16 protein-coding genes are annotated in these 17,509 nt (G+C 60.7%); 10 read left to right on the forward strand and 6 right to left on the reverse strand.

Translation table 11 applies throughout. From position 1 onward, the window contains the following. Positions 1-19 precede the first annotated feature (19 nt). From H7850_RS01560 to xylB, 4 genes are read left to right on the forward strand one after another with little or no spacing between them, the layout of a single operon-like run. Positions 20-805: an L-iditol 2-dehydrogenase gene (locus H7850_RS01560; protein WP_227367634.1), complete on the forward strand. Its 786-nt coding sequence runs from the start codon at positions 20-22 to the stop codon at positions 803-805. A gap of 3 nt (positions 806-808) precedes the next feature. Then, entirely contained in the window at positions 809-1,432 is a 624-nt protein-coding gene (locus H7850_RS01565) for a nucleoside triphosphate hydrolase (RefSeq protein ID WP_227367635.1), read from the forward strand. A 54-nt stretch (positions 1,433-1,486) separates the two neighbouring features. After that, entirely contained in the window at positions 1,487-2,971 is a 1,485-nt protein-coding gene (locus H7850_RS01570; RefSeq protein WP_227367636.1) for a mannitol dehydrogenase family protein, read from the forward strand. Then, complete coding sequence (xylB, locus tag H7850_RS01575) at positions 2,971-4,458, forward strand: xylulokinase (protein ID WP_227367637.1); 1,488 nt, start codon at positions 2,971-2,973, stop codon at positions 4,456-4,458. Before H7850_RS01570 ends, xylB begins: the two co-directional genes overlap by 1 nt. Before the next feature lie 40 nt (positions 4,459-4,498). Here the strand turns inward: xylB and H7850_RS01580 are convergent, their stop codons facing one another. Both H7850_RS01580 and pgi read right to left on the reverse strand, forming a co-directional pair. Further along, positions 4,499-5,461 (reverse strand): carbohydrate kinase family protein, encoded by a 963-nt coding sequence (locus tag H7850_RS01580; RefSeq protein ID WP_227367638.1) that lies wholly within the window; start codon positions 5,459-5,461, stop codon positions 4,499-4,501. A 6-nt stretch (positions 5,462-5,467) separates the two neighbouring features. Continuing rightward, the gene (pgi, locus tag H7850_RS01585; protein WP_227367639.1) at positions 5,468-7,114 is read right to left on the reverse strand and encodes a glucose-6-phosphate isomerase; all 1,647 of its coding nucleotides are present in this window, start codon (positions 7,112-7,114) and stop codon (positions 5,468-5,470) included. A 304-nt stretch (positions 7,115-7,418) separates the two neighbouring features. Between pgi and coq7 the strand changes: the two genes are divergently transcribed. Continuing rightward, entirely contained in the window at positions 7,419-8,060 is a 642-nt protein-coding gene (coq7, locus tag H7850_RS01590) for a 2-polyprenyl-3-methyl-6-methoxy-1,4-benzoquinone monooxygenase (protein WP_227367640.1), read from the forward strand. Between the two features lie 94 nt (positions 8,061-8,154). On the opposite strand, the gene speD is transcribed toward coq7, so the two are convergent. From speD to H7850_RS01610, 4 genes are all read right to left on the reverse strand, one after another. Next, on the reverse strand, positions 8,155-8,949 hold the full coding sequence (speD, locus tag H7850_RS01595) for an adenosylmethionine decarboxylase (RefSeq protein WP_227367641.1): 795 nt from the start codon (positions 8,947-8,949) through the stop codon (positions 8,155-8,157). Between the two features lie 189 nt (positions 8,950-9,138). After that, entirely contained in the window at positions 9,139-9,558 is a 420-nt protein-coding gene (locus tag H7850_RS01600; RefSeq protein WP_227367642.1) for an OsmC family protein, read from the reverse strand. A 91-nt stretch (positions 9,559-9,649) separates the two neighbouring features. Next, positions 9,650-10,321: an N-acetylmuramate alpha-1-phosphate uridylyltransferase MurU gene (murU, locus tag H7850_RS01605; protein ID WP_227367643.1), complete on the reverse strand. Its 672-nt coding sequence runs from the start codon at positions 10,319-10,321 to the stop codon at positions 9,650-9,652. Then, positions 10,318-11,358, reverse strand: coding sequence for an aminoglycoside phosphotransferase family protein (locus H7850_RS01610; protein WP_227367644.1), 1,041 nt, complete (start codon positions 11,356-11,358; stop codon positions 10,318-10,320). Before H7850_RS01610 ends, murU begins: the two co-directional genes overlap by 4 nt. A gap of 153 nt (positions 11,359-11,511) precedes the next feature. Here H7850_RS01610 and H7850_RS01615 point away from each other — a divergent pair, with 153 nt between their 5' ends. Genes H7850_RS01615 through apaG form a run of 5 tightly spaced genes read left to right on the forward strand, consistent with a single transcriptional unit; the run spans position 11,512 to position 17,477 of the window. After that, positions 11,512-13,932: an LPS-assembly protein LptD gene (locus H7850_RS01615; protein ID WP_227367645.1), complete on the forward strand. Its 2,421-nt coding sequence runs from the start codon at positions 11,512-11,514 to the stop codon at positions 13,930-13,932. 19 nt (positions 13,933-13,951) lie between these two features. After that, the gene (locus tag H7850_RS01620; protein ID WP_227367646.1) at positions 13,952-15,256 is read left to right on the forward strand and encodes a peptidylprolyl isomerase; all 1,305 of its coding nucleotides are present in this window, start codon (positions 13,952-13,954) and stop codon (positions 15,254-15,256) included. Next, complete coding sequence (gene pdxA / locus H7850_RS01625; RefSeq protein ID WP_227367647.1) at positions 15,253-16,266, forward strand: 4-hydroxythreonine-4-phosphate dehydrogenase PdxA; 1,014 nt, start codon at positions 15,253-15,255, stop codon at positions 16,264-16,266. Before H7850_RS01620 ends, pdxA begins: the two co-directional genes overlap by 4 nt. 27 nt (positions 16,267-16,293) lie before the next feature. Beyond that, positions 16,294-17,097: a 16S rRNA (adenine(1518)-N(6)/adenine(1519)-N(6))-dimethyltransferase RsmA gene (gene rsmA, locus H7850_RS01630; RefSeq protein WP_227367648.1), complete on the forward strand. Its 804-nt coding sequence runs from the start codon at positions 16,294-16,296 to the stop codon at positions 17,095-17,097. Beyond that, positions 17,094-17,477, forward strand: coding sequence for a Co2+/Mg2+ efflux protein ApaG (gene apaG, locus H7850_RS01635; RefSeq protein ID WP_227367649.1), 384 nt, complete (start codon positions 17,094-17,096; stop codon positions 17,475-17,477). Before rsmA ends, apaG begins: the two co-directional genes overlap by 4 nt. The last annotated feature ends 32 nt before the right edge of the window (positions 17,478-17,509 follow it).

A 17,509-nucleotide genomic window follows, 5' to 3' on the forward strand; every position in this document is an offset into this window, starting at 1 on the left:
CTCAAGACAGGAAGGGATCATGAAACTCAGTGAGAAGGTTGCGGTAGTCACCGGCGGAGCACGAGGTATCGGCCTGGCCATCGCTCAGCGCTACCTGGCCGAAGGCGCCAAGGTAGTCGTCGCCGATATCGATGAAGCGTCCATAGAGGACGCCGTCGAGCGGCTGAAGAACGAGGCGGGTGATGAGGTCGTGATGGGAGTGCGTCTGGATGTCTGCGACCGGGCCTCCATCGATGGCCTGGTCAAGGCCGTCATTCAGCGCTTTGACGGTATCGATATCCTGGTCAACAACGCTGCCGTCTTCGACATGGCGCCGGTATTGGAAGTGACCGAACAGAGCTATGACAAGCAATTCAACGTCAACGTCAAGGGCACCTTCTTCATGCTACAGACCGTCGCCCAGGCGATGGTCGAGCGCGGCCAGGGCGGCAAGATCATCAACATGGCGTCCCAGGCCGGGCGGCGCGGCGAGGCGCTGGTGAGTATGTACTGTGCCTCCAAGGCGGCGGTGATCAGCCTTACCCAGTCCTGTGGCCTGGATCTGATCAAGCACGGCATTAACGTCAACGGTATCGCGCCAGGGGTGGTCGATACGCCGATGTGGAAAGAGGTCGATGCGCTGTTCGCGCGCTACGAGAACCGCCCATTGGGCGAGAAGAAGCGGCTGGTCGGTGAGGCGGTGCCCTACGGTCGTATGGGGCACCCGGAGGATCACACCGGTGCCGCCGTGTTCCTGGCCTCCAGCGACAGCGACTACGTCGTCGCTCAGACGCTGAATGTCGATGGCGGCAACTGGATGAGCTGAACTATGGATCCGAACATTCATGACATGGCGAGCCGACTGCTCGAGGCGGCACAGGATCGCCGGCGTTTCATCGTGGCCCTGGCCGGGCCGCCGGCGGCGGGCAAGTCGTTCTTGTCGGAATGGCTTTGTCGCGAGCTCAACGGGCGCCGGCCGGGTATCGCCGCCGTAGTGCCCATGGATGGCTATCACTTCGACAATGCGGTGCTCGAGCCTCGTGGGCTGGTGCCTCTCAAGGGCGCACCGGAGACCTTCGATGTGGATGGGCTGCATCAGGATCTGGAGCGTATTCGTCGTGCGGACAAGACCGTCGCCGTGCCGGTGTTCGACCGGCCCCTTGATCTGGCGCGTGCCGGTGGTCGCTTGATCACCCCCGAGCATCGACTCGTCATCGTCGAGGGCAACTACCTGCTGCTGGATCAGGCCCCCTGGACGGCGCTATGCGAGCTGTTCGACATGACGTTGTTTCTCGAGGTGCCCGACGAGGTGCTCGAGGCACGCCTCATTCAGCGCTGGCTCGGCATGGGGCAGGACCACCAGGGCGCCATCGAACGCGCCCGCCACAAGGACATGCTCAATGCGCGTCTGATCAAGAATGCGTCCAGGCCCCCCGATATCGTTTGGCGCTGACCGCGCTGCTTCCCGATTAATCGCTAACGACTCGCCTTTGGCAGGAGTTTTTTCATGACGCGTCTCAACCACGCCAACCTCGCCACACTCAATTCCAATGTTGCCACCCCAGGCTATGATCGCCACGCAGTCACCGCGGGTATCGCCCATATCGGTGTCGGCGGTTTTCATCGCGCGCACCAGGCCATGTACCTGGATGAATTGATGAGCCGTGGTCAGGCGCTGGACTGGGGCATTGTCGGCGTCGGCGTGATGCCCGGCGACCGGCGCATGCAGGAGATACTGGCGGCCCAGGATCATCTTTATACCCTGGTGGTGAAGCACCCCGACGGTCATTATGACGCCCGGGTGATCGGCACCATGCTCGACTACCTGTTCGCCCCCGAAGACCCGGAAGCGGTGATCGAGGCCATGGCCGACCCGGCCATTCGCATCGTCTCGCTGACGGTCACGGAGGGTGGCTACAACTTTCATCCGGTCAGCGGAGAATTCGATCTCGACAATGTCGATGTACAGCACGATCTGGATCACCCCGAAGCATCGAAGACGAGCTTCGGCCTGGTCGTAGAGGCTCTGCGGCGACGCCGTGAACGCGGAGTTCCCCCCTTTACGGTGATGTCCTGCGACAATATCCAGGGCAACGGCGATGTCACCCGTAAGATGTTCACCGCCTTCGCCCGGCAGCGCGACAAGGCACTTGGTGCCTGGATCGAAGCCAAAGTCCCATTCCCCAACTCGATGGTCGATCGCATCACCCCGGTGACCACCGCTGCCGACATCGAAGAGCTCGCCGGGCGTTTCGATCTCGAGGATGCCTGGCCGGTGGTCTGCGAACCTTTCACCCAATGGGTGCTGGAGGATCGCTTCGTCGCCGGTCGCCCTGCCTTTGAGACGGTCGGCGTGCAGGTGGTCGAGGATGTCGAGCCCTATGAGCTGATGAAGCTGCGGCTGCTCAACGCCAGCCATCAGGCGCTGGCCTACTTCGGTTATCTGGCCGGTTATCGCCATGCTCACGATGTTTGCCAGGATCCACTGTTTGTCGACTTCCTGCTCGGTTACATGACCCATGAGGCGACCCCCACCTTGGCGCCGCTGCCGGGTATCGATCTGGAGGCCTACCGCCGCACCCTGATCGAACGTTTCGCCAACCCTGAGATCAAGGACACCCTGGCCCGGCTGTGTGCCGAGAGCTCGGATCGCATCCCCAAGTGGTTGGTGCCGGTGATCCGCGAACAATTGGCGCAGGAGGGCGAGATACAGCGTTCCGCTACCATAGTGGCGAGTTGGGCCCGCTATGCTGAAGGCGTCAACGAGCAGGGTGAACCCATCGAAGTGGTTGACCGCCTCAAGGATCAATTGATGGCCATCGCCGCTAAGAACCGCGACGACCCTACCGCCTTTATCGACAATCGCGAACTGTTCGGCGACCTGGGTGGCAACCCGCGTTTTCGCGCGGCGTATATTGATGCCTTGGACAGGCTGCATAGGGACGGTGCCCGGGCGACCCTGGAGGCGCTGGTCAAGTCAGGGAGTGAATGATGTACGTCGGCGTGGATTGCGGCACCCAGAGTACCAAGATAGTGGTGTTGGATGTTGAAGGAGAGCGAATCCTCGGCGAGGCAAGCCGCCCCCATCGCCTCGATGAAGGTGATAATGGACGCCGTGAGCAGTCCCCGAACGATTGGCTTGAGGCCTTTCGCGAGGCCTTTCGGGAAGTGGTGATCAAGGCCGGCATCGATGCTCGTTTGATTCGCGCCATCGGTGTTTCCGGCCAGCAGCACGGCATGGTGGCCCTCGACGCCCAGGGTGAGCCGGTGCATCCGGCAAAGCTGTGGTGCGACACCGAAACGGCAGCTCACAACGCCGCTCTGGTCGAGCAACTCGGTGGTGAGGTGGGGTGTCTGGACAAGCTCGGGCTGGTGCTGCAGACCGGCTATACCGCCTCCAAGCTGGCCTGGCTACGAGAAATGCACCCGGACGCCTATCGCCGTATCGATAGCCTGCTGCTGCCTCACGACTATTTGAACTTCTGGCTGACCGGCGAGCGAGTCACCGAGGCGGGCGATGCCTCGGGGACCGGCTACTTCGATACCCGCACACGGTGCTGGCGACAAGATGTCTTCAACGCAATCGCCCCCGAGCTGGACCCGGAGCGGGTGTTGCCGCGATTGATCGCGTCCCACGAACCGGTCGGGACGGTGCGTTCCACCCTGGCGCGCGAATTGGGCCTGAGAGACGGAGTGCTGGTTTCCAGTGGCGGTGGCGACAACATGCTGGGCGCCATCGGTACCGGCAATATCACCCCGGGCCTGGTCACTCTGAGCCTGGGCACCTCGGGCACGGTCTGTGCCTATTCCCCGCAACCGGTCCGTGCCGAGAGTGCCATGGTTGCCAATTTCTGCGCCAGCCACGGCGGTTGGTTGCCGCTGATCTGCACCATGAACGTCACCTCCGCGACCACCCGGGTGCGCGAGTTGTTTGGGCTCGATCTGCCGACCTTCGGCGAACGGGTTGCCGCGGCCCCGATCGGCGCCGAAGGAGTGAGCGTATTGCCGTTCTTCAATGGTGAGCGGGTGCCGGCGCTACCCCAGGCCTCGGGCAGCTTCCTGGGGCTGACCAGCCTCAATACCACCCAGGCCAACCTGTGCCGGGCGGTGGTCGAGAGCGCTACTTTCGGCCTGCGCTATGGATTGGAGCTGCTCGGGGAACTGGCCGAGGGTGCCAGCCAGACTCGCCTGATCGGCGGTGGGGCGAAAAGCCCCGTATGGCGGCAGATGGTCGCCGATGTCACCGGTACCCAGGTAATCTGTCCGCAGGTCACCGATGCGGCGGCCTTGGGAGCGGCCATACAAGCGGCCTGGTGTGATCGCCAGGAAATGGATTCCCTCGACGCCCTCTGCGCGCGCCTGGTGCATCTCGATGAGAGTTCCCGGGCCGACCCTGAGCCGGCCCGGGTCGAGGCCTATCACGATGCTTACGGGCGTTATCGCCGAGCATTGACGAAGCATCACGGCGTGCCAACCTGAAAATGTCTCATGAGGACTGCATCATTATGAGACGTACCTGTCAGTCCCGTAGGGCCTTGAGATCGGCCCGCGTGGGCAGGGCGGCGTAGGCGCCAGGGCGAGTCACCGCATGAGCACCGCAGCGACAGGCGATCTCCAGCGCTCGACGCAGGCGCGGTTCATCGCGATGCCAGTCTCCCACGAGATCGCCTTCGGCGAGCATGGCCAGCAAGCCGCCGATAAAGGCGTCTCCCCCCGCGGTGGTGTCGATGGCCTGAACTTTGGGTGGTGTAACGTGAAATGCCAGCTCCGCGCCTCGCGCCTCGATTTCGTTGGCACCGTCGGTGATCACAATCAGACGCACGCCGGCAGCCAGCCGTTCGGATAGCCAGGCGTCTTCCGGATGATCGCCGCGCAGGTAATCGAGCTCATCCTGGGAGAGCTTGATGAGATGCGCGTGGTCCAGCAAGCGTGTCACCAGGGCCGTGTCGGTGCGTTCATCGGCCCATAGATTGTGGCGCAGATTGGCATCGACGCTGACCAGACACTCGGCGCGCTGCGCCATTGCGGCCAGACTCATCGTGGTGTCAGCGATGGCGGCCTCGGTCAGGCTGTTGCTGCACAGGTGCAGGATGGCCGGTGTGTCGAATACCCCCGCGGGCAGGTGCTCGACGCGGTAGAGCAGATCCGCCGCCGGTGGACGGTAGAAGTCGAAGGTGCGTTCGCCATCCGCGTCCCGGGAGACGAAAGCCAGAGCCGTGCGGGCGTCCTTCGTCCTCACCACTCCCGAGGTATCGACGCCGTGAACGGCAAGCTCCCGAGCCAGGAAATCACCGAAGTGGTCCGCGCCGAGCATGCCCAGAAAGCGGCTGGGCACCCCCAGGCGGGCGCAGGCGACGGCCACGTTGGCGGGGGCGCCGCCGGCATAGGGAGTGAAGGTCTCCGGTCCCGCTTGGTCGTCGTCACCCAAGCGGCTGGAGAGCATGTCGACGAGGGCCTCCCCGAAGGCGATGATCGAGGTCATGAGCGTTTATCCTTCTTTTTTTGCGATCGTGGCAGAGTCCGTTGCGGCATTAGAACTTGAAAAGTGCTCACGAACCAGGGCGAGCAGCCCTTGGGTCGAGGCATCGAAGTCCTGGGTGTGGGCATCGATGCGCTCGCTGATCTCCCCGGCGATGCGTTTGCCGAGCTGCACCCCCCACTGATCGAAGGAGTTGATGTTCCAGATCACGCCTTGTACGAACACCTTATGCTCGTAGAGGGCGATCAGGGCGCCCAGGTTGCGGGGCGTCAGCTCGTCCAGCAACAGGGTGCTCGACGGGCGGTTACCTGGGCAACTGTGGTGATCGAGTTGGCCGTGTTTCTGGCTTTCCCCCTGGCTGCCCTCCATGAAGGCGTTGGCCTGGGCGAGCATATTGGTCAGCAGGGCGAAGTGGTGTTCCTCCATGCCGGGCTCGGGCTTCAACGAGGCAATGAAGTCGATGGGCACGTAGCGCGTGCCCTGATGCAGTAACTGGAAGAAGGCGTGCTGGCCGTTGGAGCCGGTCTCGCCCCAGACGATGGGCCCGGTCTTGTAGTCGACCGGTTGGCCGAAGATGTTCACCGACTTGCCATTGGACTCCATGTCGAGCTGCTGCAGGAAGGCGGGCAGCTGATGCAGAGCCTGATCGTAGGGCACGATGGCCTGGGTCTCGGCACCCTGGAAGTTGATGTACCAGATACCGATAAGCGCCATCAATACCGGCATGTTTTGAGCGTTGGGGGCCTCGATGAAGTGACGGTCCATGGCGTAGGCGCCTTCGAGCAGTTCCATGAAGCCTTCGAAACCGATCGACAGGGCGATCGGCAGGCCGATGGACGACCACATGGAGTAGCGCCCGCCAACCCAGGCCCAGAATTCGAAGACGTTCTCCTCGCGGATACCGAAATCCATGGCCGCCTTGCGATTGGTGGAGGCGGCAATGAAATGGGCTCCTACATCGGCATCTTCGCCGGCGTTGTCCAGGAACCAGCGCCGTGCGGTCTTGGCGTTGAGCAGCGTTTCTTGGGTGGAGAAGGTCTTGGTCGAGACGATGAACAGCGTCGTCGCGGGATCGAGGCGCTTGAGCACCTTCTGGATATGCGCGCCGTCGACGTTGGAGACGAAATGAAAATTCAGCTCCGAGTGGCGATACTTGAGCAGTGCCCGACAGGCCATGTTGGGCCCCAGGTCCGAGCCGCCGATGCCGATATTGACCACGTCCTTGATGCGTTCGCCGCTGTAGCCGCGCCATTCGCCGCTGCGCACCTCTTCGGAAAAGCGCTTGATCTGCTCGCGGGTCTGATGAATCTCTGGCATCACGTTCTTGCCATCGACCTGCACGGGGTCGTCACCCAGATGGCGCAGAGCGGTATGCAGCACCGGCCGATCCTCGGTGACGTTGATGATATCACCGGAGAACATCTGCGCACGGCGCTGTACCAGCGCCGAGTGATCCGCCAATTCCAGCAGTTTGTTCATCACGGCTTCGGAGATCAGGTGCTTGGAGTAGTCGAGAAAGAGCCCGCTCACCCGTAGGCTCATCTTGTCGAAGCGTTGCGGGTCGGCGTCAAAATAGTTGCCGATGCGATCATTGGCGGTGTCGTCGCGAAGGCGCTCGAGTGCCTGCCAGGTGACGCTGCGAGTGAGTTGGAACATGGCATCCTCTCGTTATTGTTGGGTCAAGCTGGCTTCAGCTGGATAGTGAAACTATCAACCAAGACTAGCGCAAGAATGGCTAAGAACGCATCATCGAATGTAGTAAATTAAACAAAATTTTAAATAATTTTTCGTTTATTCTATCAATAAATAACAATTGTTTAGTTATATATCTTAAATATAGACAGCATGCGTTGAGTTGAAGAGCCTTGTCAGCCCGAGCGCTATCGCTCAAGACCCGCCCCGGCTTCTGCTTCCTGTAATGCTCGTCTACAATGAACAGCGTACTTCCCGGGAGTTCATCATGAATCGTAAGCTCAGCCGTGCCGACAATCTGATTCATCAGTTCGACACCATCCTGCGTACGCTGGTGCCGCATGCCGCCCAGTCATCCCGCCCTTCGCCGGCCACGGGGCAGCAGGACGTCGAAATGAGTGAAAGCGAGCGCACTCAGACCGAGAGCCTGATGCGCATCAATCATACTGGCGAGGTCTGTGCTCAGGCGCTCTATCAAGGCCAGGGTTTGACCGCCAAGCTGGCGAATACCCGGACGCAAATGGAGAAGGCCGCCCGGGAGGAAATCGATCACCTGGCCTGGTGCGATGCGCGACTCACGGAACTCGATGGCCGTACCAGCTACCTCAATCCGCTGTTCTATGCCTCTTCTTTCGGCATGGGAGCCCTGGCCGGCGCGGTGGGCGACAACATCAGTCTAGGCTTCGTTGCGGCGACGGAGGAGCAGGTCGGACGGCATCTCGATAGCCACCTGGACCGCCTGCCCAGTGGTGACCGGCGCTCCCGTGCCATCCTCGAACAGATGCGCATCGACGAGGCTCATCATGAACACTGGGCGCTGGAGGCCGGAGGCAATCGCTTTCCCTTGCCGGTCAAGCTCGGCATGCGATTGATGTCTAAAGTGATGACGGCTAGCGTTTCTCGTCTATGAGCCTGCACAGCTCCTGCCACATACAAAGCCCGCGCCATTGAATGTCGCGGGCTTTTATCTAAGGGTATGACGCAGGCTTATCGCGCCGCATGAGTCACTCCAGATTGCGGGAATAAAAAATCTCGAGCATCTCGTTGCGTAGCCGAGTCTCGATGTCCCGCGCTTCCTCGAAGGTCAAATCGCGCCGGGACGTACCGAACAGGTAGTTGTCGAGGTCGAAATCCTTCAAGAGCATCTTGGTGTGGAACATGTTCTCTTGATAAACATTCACATCGATCATCTTATAGGCGTGCTTGGTATCCTCAGCCAGGTAATCCTGGATCGAGGTGATGTCGTGATCGATGAATAGCTTGCGGCCATTCACGTCCCGAGTGAAACCGCGCACGCGATAATCCGTGGTGACGATATCCGAGTCGAAACTGTGAATCAGATAGTTCAACGCCTTGAGCGGACTGATCATTCCGCAGGTAGACACATCGATGTCCAGACGAAAGGTGCTGATACCATTGTCCGGGTGAGACTCCGGGTAGCTGTGCACCGTGACATGACTCTTGTCCAGATGACCCACGACGGCTTGGGGTAGCGGTCCTGGACCGGGTACCGTGTGATCCGCATTCGCTTCGTCGAGCTCATGCTCCGCAATCAGAATGGTCACGCTGGCGCCGTGGGGCTCATAGTCCTGGCGGGCGATGTTGAGCACATGCGCGCCGATGATGTTGGTCACGTCCTTCAATATCTGGGTCAGGCGCTCGGCGTTGTACAGCTCGTCGATGTAGTCGATATAGGCTTCGCGCTGTTCTTCTGTCTTGGCGTAACAAATATCGTAGATATTGAAGCTCAAGGAGCTGGTTAGATTGTTGAACCCGTGGAGTCGGAGATTTCCACTCACATTCAACCTCCCGATCGATCGAAGGATGATTATCCGGCGAACATGCACCGGAACCGGGACAAGACAAGCCGCAACAACAGTTGATGCGCTGAAGCGATGAATTCGCGTTCGACCTGACCTGAAGGAAAGGCGCGTATTATGCACATCCTGTGCCCTGGACGCACTTGTTGCGGTGTAAAAATTTGCAGGTTATTCGCTGACGATCTCGTATGAATGGCTTACTTCGACACCGCCACGGGTCAGCATGATCGAAGCGCTGCAGTATTTCTCTGCGGAAAGCTCGACGGCACGCTTGACCTGGCTCTCCTTCAAGCCGTTGCCGACAACGGTGAAGTGCACGTGAATCTTGGTGAAGACGCTGGGTATGTCGTCGGCGCGCTCCGCCTCGAGGCTGGCGGTGCAGTCGCTCACCGGGGCCCGGGACTTCTCCAGGATCTCGAGCACGTCGAACGCGGTGCAGGCGCCCATACCCATCAGCAGCATCTCCATGGGGCGTGGCCCGGTATTGCGACCGCCGTGATCCGGTGGTCCGTCGATCACGACGCTGTGGCCGCTCCCGGATTCGGCAACGAATTGGCGACCCTCGGTCCATTTGATATTGGCTTTCATTGTCTTGTCGTTCCCTTCTGAAGGTTGCTCGGGCGGATGATCGCTCAACCCCCCGCATGGTATTTGCAGGCGGAGTCATTCACCGAGGTGATTACGTCGATTGGCAGCGAATCCGCTCGTCGAGTTCCTGCAAGCGCTGGGGCGTACCCACATCGGTCCAGGGGCCGGTATAGTGACAACCACTGACTCGATCCGCTGCTATGGCGTTGCGCAGCAACGGCGCCAACGGGAAGGCGCCGGGTGAATGATTTGCCACCAGCGCCGGATCGATGAGGCTGATGCCGGCGAAGGTCAGGCATGGCTCACCGGTGGTTTGCACGCGTCCATCGGCGTCGAGATGAAAATCTCCGCCAGGATGATGATCCGGATTATCCGTTAGCACCAGGCGGGCCAGGTCGCCGTTCAAGGGCGCCAGCCAGTCCGGATCGAGATCGCACCAGATATCGCCATTGACCAGTAGAAACGGCGCTTCGCCAAGCAGCGGTAATGCCTTGTGAATGCCGCCGCCGGTTTCCAACGGCAGTTCTTCCCGGCTCCATTGAATGTGTACGCCATGGCCCTCGCCGTTCCCCAGCGCCTCGATGATCTGTTCGCCGAGATGACTGACATTGATGACAATGTCCTCGATGCCGACGACTTTCAGGCGTTCGAGATGATGCATGATCAATGACTTGCCGCCGACCTTGAGCAGCGGTTTTGGAGTGTGGTCCGTCAACGGCCGCATACGGGTGCCCAGCCCTGCGGCCAGAATCATCGCTTTCATGACGCCGCCCCCGGAATGCCGCGACGAGCCAGCTCCTGGGTGAGGGCCGGGGCGAAGATGTCGTCGAGCCACTCGACGAATTCGTCGAACTCCGGCCAGGGCAGCAGACTATCGTAAAGATGATTCAGAAAGTGGGGCAGCCGCGCCAGATAGCCGGATTTATCATCACGCAGGGTCAGGCGGCAGAAAATGCCCAGCACCTTGAGGGAGCGCTGGGCGGCCATGGTGTCGGCAAGGTGCAAAAAGCTGGCACTGTCCACGCTGGCTCTCAAGCGGCCATCGGCAATGGCCTGGCAGCGGAACTCTTCCAGCCAGGCGGCATAGCGCTCTCGAGGAAAACGGCAATAGCGTCCGCGCAGCAGTGAAACCGGATCGTAGGTGATCGGCCCATGCACTGCATCCTGAAAGTCGATCAGCCATAACTCGTCATCCCGCAGCATCAGATTCATGGCATCGAAATCCCGGTGCACCGCCGCCATGGGTTGCCCCAGTGCTAGCGTAATCAGACGCTGATGCAGATGCTGCCAGCAGGCAGGCGGTGCGATCCCCAGCAACTTGTCGAGACACCACTCGGGAAACAGGTCCAGCTCCCGGGCGAACAGGCTGGAATCGTAAACCGGCAGGGCATCGAAAGGCGCACGATTTTGCAACGTGCCAATCAGCATCAGGGCCCGTTCGTGCCAGGCAAGGCTCTCCGGGCTCTCGCACTCCCCAAGAGACAGATGCAAGGGTGTGTCTCCCAGGTCCTCGAGCTCGATGAAGCCAGCGGTGAGATGGGTAGCATGCACCACGGGAACAGGCAAGCCGGCACCCCGCCAGGCCTCGGCGATGGTCACGAAGGGCTGGCTGTTTTCTTTTTCCGGCGGGGCATCCATGAGGATGCGGGTGCGGCCGCTTTCCAGCCATAGGCGAAAATAGCGGCGGAAACTGGCATCCCCTGCGGCCAGTTCCAGGCGCGCATCCGAAGGAAGATGGTGACGGGCGGTTACCCACTCGCGCAGGGCGTCCAGGCGGGCGGTTTCTCCAGCGTTGGACATTGGAACTCCTTGGTTGACGGGATCAATTGGTCGCCGCATGCTGAGAACGCTTTTAGCTCAGTCCCCGTATTCAACGCCAAGCCCGCGAGAACAAGACGTGCGGCACGGGGACTGTATAATACCGATTCCAACCGCCAAGGACATCAAGGATACATGGGCAAGCGATTGTTGTGGACTGCGCTCGCCGGTCTGGTCACGAACGGTGCCTACGCGGCACCGCCGACGCCGCTTCCGGCAGATCAGCTAGATTGGCAGGCCTGGGGTGAAGATGCCCCCAAGGATGCCTTGTGTCGAGGCCGCTATGTCATTCCGGAATATCAGCTTGCCCCAGGCAAAACGCCTCGGGAGGTGCTGTCCTCATCGAATAGCGCCGAGTATGGCACTGAAGGCGAGACATTGCTGCGAGGGGACGTGGTATTGCGTCGCGATACCAGTCAGCTCGAAGCAGCCGAAGTACGGGTCAATGCTGCTCGGGACACGCTATTCGCCGAGGGGCCGCTGACGATGCGCGACCAGGGGCTGCTGGTGCGCGGGGATTCGGCGCAAATGGCGCTGGATAGCGACGCCGCCCAGGTCGACGGCGCTCACTATGTGGTACACCGGCAGCGCTTGCGGGGCGATGCCCAGCGTCTGGCGCGGCTCGAGGATGGTCGCTATCGACTGTCAGAGGCCAGTTTCACGACCTGCGAACCGGGTAGCAAGCTATGGCGCCTGATCGGCAATGACGTAGTGCTTGACCGCGAGAAGGGCGTCGGTACTGCCACCGATGCGCGACTGGAAGTCGGGCATGTGCCGGTCTTCTATTGGCCTTGGGTGCGCTTTCCCCTCGACGATCGACGTCAGTCCGGCTTTCTATGGCCGACATTGGGTTTTTCCGGCGACTCCTTCGATTACGCCCAGCCCTACTATTTCAACTTAGGGCCCAATTACGACGCTACCCTGACGCCTCGCTGGCTCACCAACCATGGGTTACTGCTGGGGGGTGAGTTCCGCTATCTGTTCTCTGAAGATCTGGGGCAGATCGAGGGCGCCTATCTTTCCAGCGACGAGGGCGGTGACAACGACAATCCCAACGATCCACCGGATGTCTTCGAAGACGTGGATCGCTGGTATATCGACTACGCTCACCGTGGCCGCTTTACGCCGCGACTACGCTACGACCTGCGCTACGGCGCCGCCAGCGACGGACGTTATTTCGAGGATTTCGGGCGCAATTTCGCCGAAAGCGATACCGAACACCTGTCGCGTCTGGCCCGGCTCAACTACACCGGCACCACCTGGTTCCTGGAAGCCAAGACCCAGGGCTATCAGCGCATGGAGTTTCCGCTGGCAGAGAACGACAAACCGTTCTACCGCTTGCCGAGTCTGACCGCCAATGCGGCCTGGTCCCAGGATAACGGCCTGTATCAGCAGTGGCGCTCCAATGCGACCTACTTCTGGCGCGATGTCAACGAGGCCCGGGTGCCCATAGCAGAGGCGGCAACGGGCTCCCGGGTCCATCTGGCGCCGGCGGTCGGGTGGCGTAAAGACGCCTCCTGGGGTTTTTTCGAGCCGCGTTTCGAACTGCTCAACACCAGCTACAGTCTGGACTATGATCAGCGCGCTACCGATCGGGATACTGATCTGAATCGCACCGTGCCGGTCAGCTCCGTGGATAGCGGCCTGATCTTCGAGCGCGGACTGAGCGCCTTCGATTCCGACTGGCGCCAGACCCTGGAGCCGCGCCTTTATTACGCCTATGTGCCGGAGCGGGATCAAAGCGACTTCCCGGATTTCGATACGGATGAGCGTGCCTTCTCCTATAACCAGCTGTGGTCGCCTTATCGCTTCACCGGCGCCGATCGGATCGGGGATACCAACAAGCTTTCCTATGGCCTGGCCACGCGTTTTCTCGAAGACGATAGCGGCCGCCAACGTCTGTCCCTGGGCGTAGGGCAAAGCGCCTATTTCGAAGACCGCAATGTCGACATGGGTGGCGATCCGGATACCTTGCCCAATCGGGAAACCAACTCCGAGCGCTGGTATAACGCCACCCGGGATCGCTCACCGGTCGTGACTCAACTCGATTGGCAAGTAAACGATCGCTGGAGCACTCGCTACGAGTGGTTCTATGATACGGATCGCGAACTCACCGAACGTACCGCCACCTATCTACGCTATCGCAACCCTGCCGGGCACGTGTTCAATCTGGGCTATCGCTGGCAGCTCGAAGGTTTCGATCCTTCCGGCGACCCAGAGGATAAGCTGGGCTACGACCGGGAAGAGTACGATGTATCATTTGCCTATCGGGCCACGTCGAGTCTGGATCTGATCGGTCGCTATACTTACGACAACACCAACAGTCGTTCTCTCGAGCAGTTGGCCGGCATTCAATGGAACGACTGCTGTTACGGCGTACAGGTCGCCTGGCGCGAATGGCTCGAAGACAACGACACCGCCAACACCATTGACGACGACTACAAGGATCGCGGTATCTTCCTGAGCTTCGTATTCAAGGGCTTGGGCGGCGTCGGCCAGGGAACCGACGCCTTCTTCGAAGAGTCCATTCCAGGTTATCAACCGACACAATTCTAGATAGTGAGTGAGGTTTTGCATGGGCAAACGCAGGTTTGCATCGTTGGGTCTGACATTGGCATTGACGTTTGGCATCGCAGGCCATTCGTTGGCGGCTGAACCGCTTGATCGCATCGTGGCGGTGGTCAACGATGACGCCATCATGGCGAGCGAGCTTGAAAATCGCGTCACCCAGGCGCGGGGACAGCTTGCGGGTCGCAATATCGCCGTACCCGATGAAGCCGCGCTGCGCAATCAGGTATTGGAGCGCATGATCGTCGAGCAGATCCAGTTGCAGATGGCGGAAGATGCCAATCTGTCCGTGGACGATACCGAGCTCAATCGGTCGGTACGTTCCGTTGCCCAGAACAACGGCATGAGTCTCGATCAGTTCGCCAATGCCCTGGAAGCGGATGGCCTTTCCCTGGCGGTGGTACGCGAACAGATCCGCCGCGAGATGCTGATGCGAGATTTGCAGCAGCGCCGGGTTGCCAGTGGCATCAAGGTGTCCGATCGGGAAGTTCAGCGCTATCTTGAGCAGCAGTCCGGTAGCGACAACACCCGCTATCGGCTTGGCCATATCCTGGTAGGGCTGCCCCAATCGCCGAGCCCGCAACAGGTTCAAGCGGCTCAGGGCGAGGCCGAGGCGCTTTACCGGCAGCTGCAGAGCGGCGCCGATTTTGCCGAGCTGGCCGCGGCGCAGTCCGATGGCTCCAATGCCCTGGAAGGCGGCGATATGGGGTGGCAGCGTGCCGCCGAAATTCCCGCCGTATTCGCCGAGGTGATTCCGCAGCTTGGTGTGGGGCAGGTCAGCGAGCCAATTCGCAGCCCGAATGGCTTTCATCTGATCAAACTGCAGGCCCGGGATGATGGCGGCCAGCAACAGGCGGTCGTCGATGAGCAGCGTGTGCGGCATATCCTCATCGAGACGAACCCCACCCGGGACGCCCAGCAGGCGGAAACCCTGGCGGAACAAGCGCGTGAGCGTATTGCCTCGGGCCAGGATTTTGCCCGGGTCGCGCAGGAGGTCAGCGATGATCGAGGTAGCGCCCTCAACGGTGGCGATCTGGGCTGGGTGCGCCCGGGGCAGATGGTGCCGGGTTTCGAAGAGGCCATGACCTCGCTGCCCGTGGGTGAAATTTCCCAGCCAGTGCGTTCGCGCTTTGGTTATCATCTGATCGAAGTGCTGGAGCGTCGTCAGCAGGACGTCACCAACGAGGCTCAGCGCGAGCAGATTCGCGACACGCTCTTCCAGCGTAAAGCCAACGACGAGCTGGAAACCTGGATGCAGCAGATCCGCAACGACGCCTACGTGGACAACCGTCTGGAAAACAGCGCCGGATGAGTGCGCCGGTGCTGGCGCTTACCAGCGGCGAACCCGCGGGTATCGGTCCCGACCTGATACTGAAACTGGTCTGTGCCCAAGTACCACTGGCTGCGCGGATCGTGGCGATAGGTGATCCGGATCTGCTAGCTCTGCGTGCCGTTCAGCTGGGGCTCGAGATCGAGCTTTACGTACTCGCGGGGAGTGACGAGGTGCCGGATTCGCGCCCTGGAATGTTGCCGGTCTGGCCGGTGATGCTCGAAGCGCCGGTGGAACCGGGCCAGCTGGAGCCGGCCAACGCGGGCTATGTGCTTGCGGTGCTGGACAGGGCGATCGAGGCTTGTAACCAAGGGCAAGCGCAGGCCATGGTCACGGCGCCGCTGCACAAGGGCGTGATCATCGAAGGGGGCTATCCGCATTTCACCGGCCATACGGAATATCTGCGGGATGCCTGCGGCCGTGAAGAGGTGGTGATGATGCTTGCCACCCGCGCTACCAACCGAGAGCTGCGGGTGGCTCTGGCTACCACGCATCTGCCGCTACGCTCGGTGGCTGAGGCCATCAGCGTCGATGGACTGAGCCGGGTGCTGCGTATTCTTGCCCATGACCTGACGCGCTATTTCGGCGTCTCGCAGCCGCGTATCGCCGTATGCGGTCTTAATCCTCACGCGGGTGAAGGTGGGCACCTGGGCCGAGAGGAGATCGACACGATCATCCCAGCGCTGGCCCGACTGCGTGAAGAGGGGTTGGTGCTGGATGGCCCCTTGCCGGCGGATACGCTCTTTACCCCCAGACATCTCGATGAGGCCGATGCGGTACTGGCCATGTACCATGATCAGGGGTTGCCGGTGTTGAAGTATGCGGGCTTCGGACGCGCTGCCAATATTACCCTGGGGTTACCTATCGCGCGCACGTCCGTGGATCACGGCACGGCGCTGGATCTTGCCGGTAGCGGCAACGTGGATATCGGTAGCCTCCAGGTGGCGATCGAAATGGCGATCGAAATGGCCAATGCCTCCTCCATACACTAGATAGGTAAGCAAGGACTCTCTTTTCGCATGGCATCTCGCCCCCCAACGCCACGAGCACGCAAGCGCTTCGGTCAGAATTTTCTGCGTGACCCCGGTATCATTTCTCGTATCGTAAACACCATTGCGCCGCGACCCGATCAGCGCCTGATCGAGATAGGCCCAGGTCAGGGTGCCTTGACGGGACCGCTGCTCGAGGCCGCCGGCAAGCTCGAGGTGATCGAGCTCGACCGCGACCTGATCCCCGGCCTGCGCGTGCAGTTCTTCAACTATCCTGAGTTCGTGATCCACGAAGGCGATGCGCTGATTTTCGACTTCGCCGCCCTCAGGGGCGATGGCCCCTTGCTGCGCATTGCTGGCAATCTGCCTTACAACATTTCGACACCGCTGATCTTTCATCTGCTCGCAACGCGAGGGGCGGTAGCCGACATGCACTTCATGCTGCAAAAGGAGGTGGTCGAGCGCCTGGCCGCGGCTCCCGGTGGCAGCGATTGGGGGCGTTTGTCGGTCATGGCTCAATACCATTGCCGCGTGGATTCGTTGTTCAGCGTTCCCCCGGAGGCCTTTGTGCCACAGCCTAAGATCGAATCCGCTATCGTTCGACTGGTACCCCATGCGTCGCTGCCCAATCCGGCAAGGGATGAGGTGTTGTTTGCAGACATCGTCCGAGAAGCCTTTGGACAACGGCGCAAGACGCTGCGTAACAATCTCAAGCAACGCATCGATGTTGCCACTCTCGAGTCCCTGGGTATCGACCCGGGGCGCCGGCCGCAGACACTAAGCGTGGCCGAGTTTGTGAACATCGCCAATCATCTGGCGGGAGAAGGCGCATGAGCGAACATGTTCAAGACGTGCACGTCGACGTGGAGCCGGCCTATCGTGCCGATGAGTCGTCGGTGACCGAGCAGCGTTTCGTGTTCAGCTATACCATCACGGTACACAATCACTCTTCTCATTCTGTGCAGCTCCTGGCTCGCTACTGGAAGATCACCCAGGGCAGCGGCAAGGTGCAGGAAGTACGTGGTAAAGGCGTGGTCGGCAAGCAGCCAATGATCGGGCCGGGCCAGACCTTTCGTTACACCAGTCGCGCGGTACTGGATTGCCCCGTCGGGGTCATGGAGGGCGCCTATACCTGCGTGGATACCTCTGTGCATCGATCCTTCGAAGTCCCCATCCCACCGTTTCGTCTGGCAGGCCCTAACCAGGTACATTGATACAGCCGCTATCCAGGCATCACACGTCACCC

Source organism: Halomonas sp. M20 (assembly GCF_020622265.1).
GTDB lineage: Bacteria > Pseudomonadota > Gammaproteobacteria > Pseudomonadales > Halomonadaceae > Modicisalibacter.

Bases quoted from the DNA above. Each gene is read 5' to 3' on its own strand.
- H7850_RS01560 (WP_227367634.1), top strand. From the start codon at position 20: ATGAAACTCAGTGAGAAGGTTGCGGTAGTCACCGGCGGAGCACGAGGT.
- H7850_RS01565 (WP_227367635.1), top strand. From the start codon at position 809: ATGGATCCGAACATTCATGACATGGCGAGCCGACTGCTCGAGGCGGCA.
- H7850_RS01570 (WP_227367636.1), top strand. From the start codon at position 1,487: ATGACGCGTCTCAACCACGCCAACCTCGCCACACTCAATTCCAATGTT.
- xylB (WP_227367637.1), top strand. From the start codon at position 2,971: ATGTACGTCGGCGTGGATTGCGGCACCCAGAGTACCAAGATAGTGGTG.
- H7850_RS01580 (WP_227367638.1), bottom strand. From the start codon at position 5,461: ATGACCTCGATCATCGCCTTCGGGGAGGCCCTCGTCGACATGCTCTCC.
- pgi (WP_227367639.1), bottom strand. From the start codon at position 7,114: ATGTTCCAACTCACTCGCAGCGTCACCTGGCAGGCACTCGAGCGCCTT.
- coq7 (WP_227367640.1), top strand. From the start codon at position 7,419: ATGAATCGTAAGCTCAGCCGTGCCGACAATCTGATTCATCAGTTCGAC.
- H7850_RS01600 (WP_227367642.1), bottom strand. From the start codon at position 9,558: ATGAAAGCCAATATCAAATGGACCGAGGGTCGCCAATTCGTTGCCGAA.
- murU (WP_227367643.1), bottom strand. From the start codon at position 10,321: ATGAAAGCGATGATTCTGGCCGCAGGGCTGGGCACCCGTATGCGGCCG.
- H7850_RS01610 (WP_227367644.1), bottom strand. From the start codon at position 11,358: ATGTCCAACGCTGGAGAAACCGCCCGCCTGGACGCCCTGCGCGAGTGG.
- H7850_RS01615 (WP_227367645.1), top strand. From the start codon at position 11,512: ATGGGCAAGCGATTGTTGTGGACTGCGCTCGCCGGTCTGGTCACGAAC.
- H7850_RS01620 (WP_227367646.1), top strand. From the start codon at position 13,952: ATGGGCAAACGCAGGTTTGCATCGTTGGGTCTGACATTGGCATTGACG.
- pdxA (WP_227367647.1), top strand. From the start codon at position 15,253: ATGAGTGCGCCGGTGCTGGCGCTTACCAGCGGCGAACCCGCGGGTATC.
- rsmA (WP_227367648.1), top strand. From the start codon at position 16,294: ATGGCATCTCGCCCCCCAACGCCACGAGCACGCAAGCGCTTCGGTCAG.
- apaG (WP_227367649.1), top strand. From the start codon at position 17,094: ATGAGCGAACATGTTCAAGACGTGCACGTCGACGTGGAGCCGGCCTAT.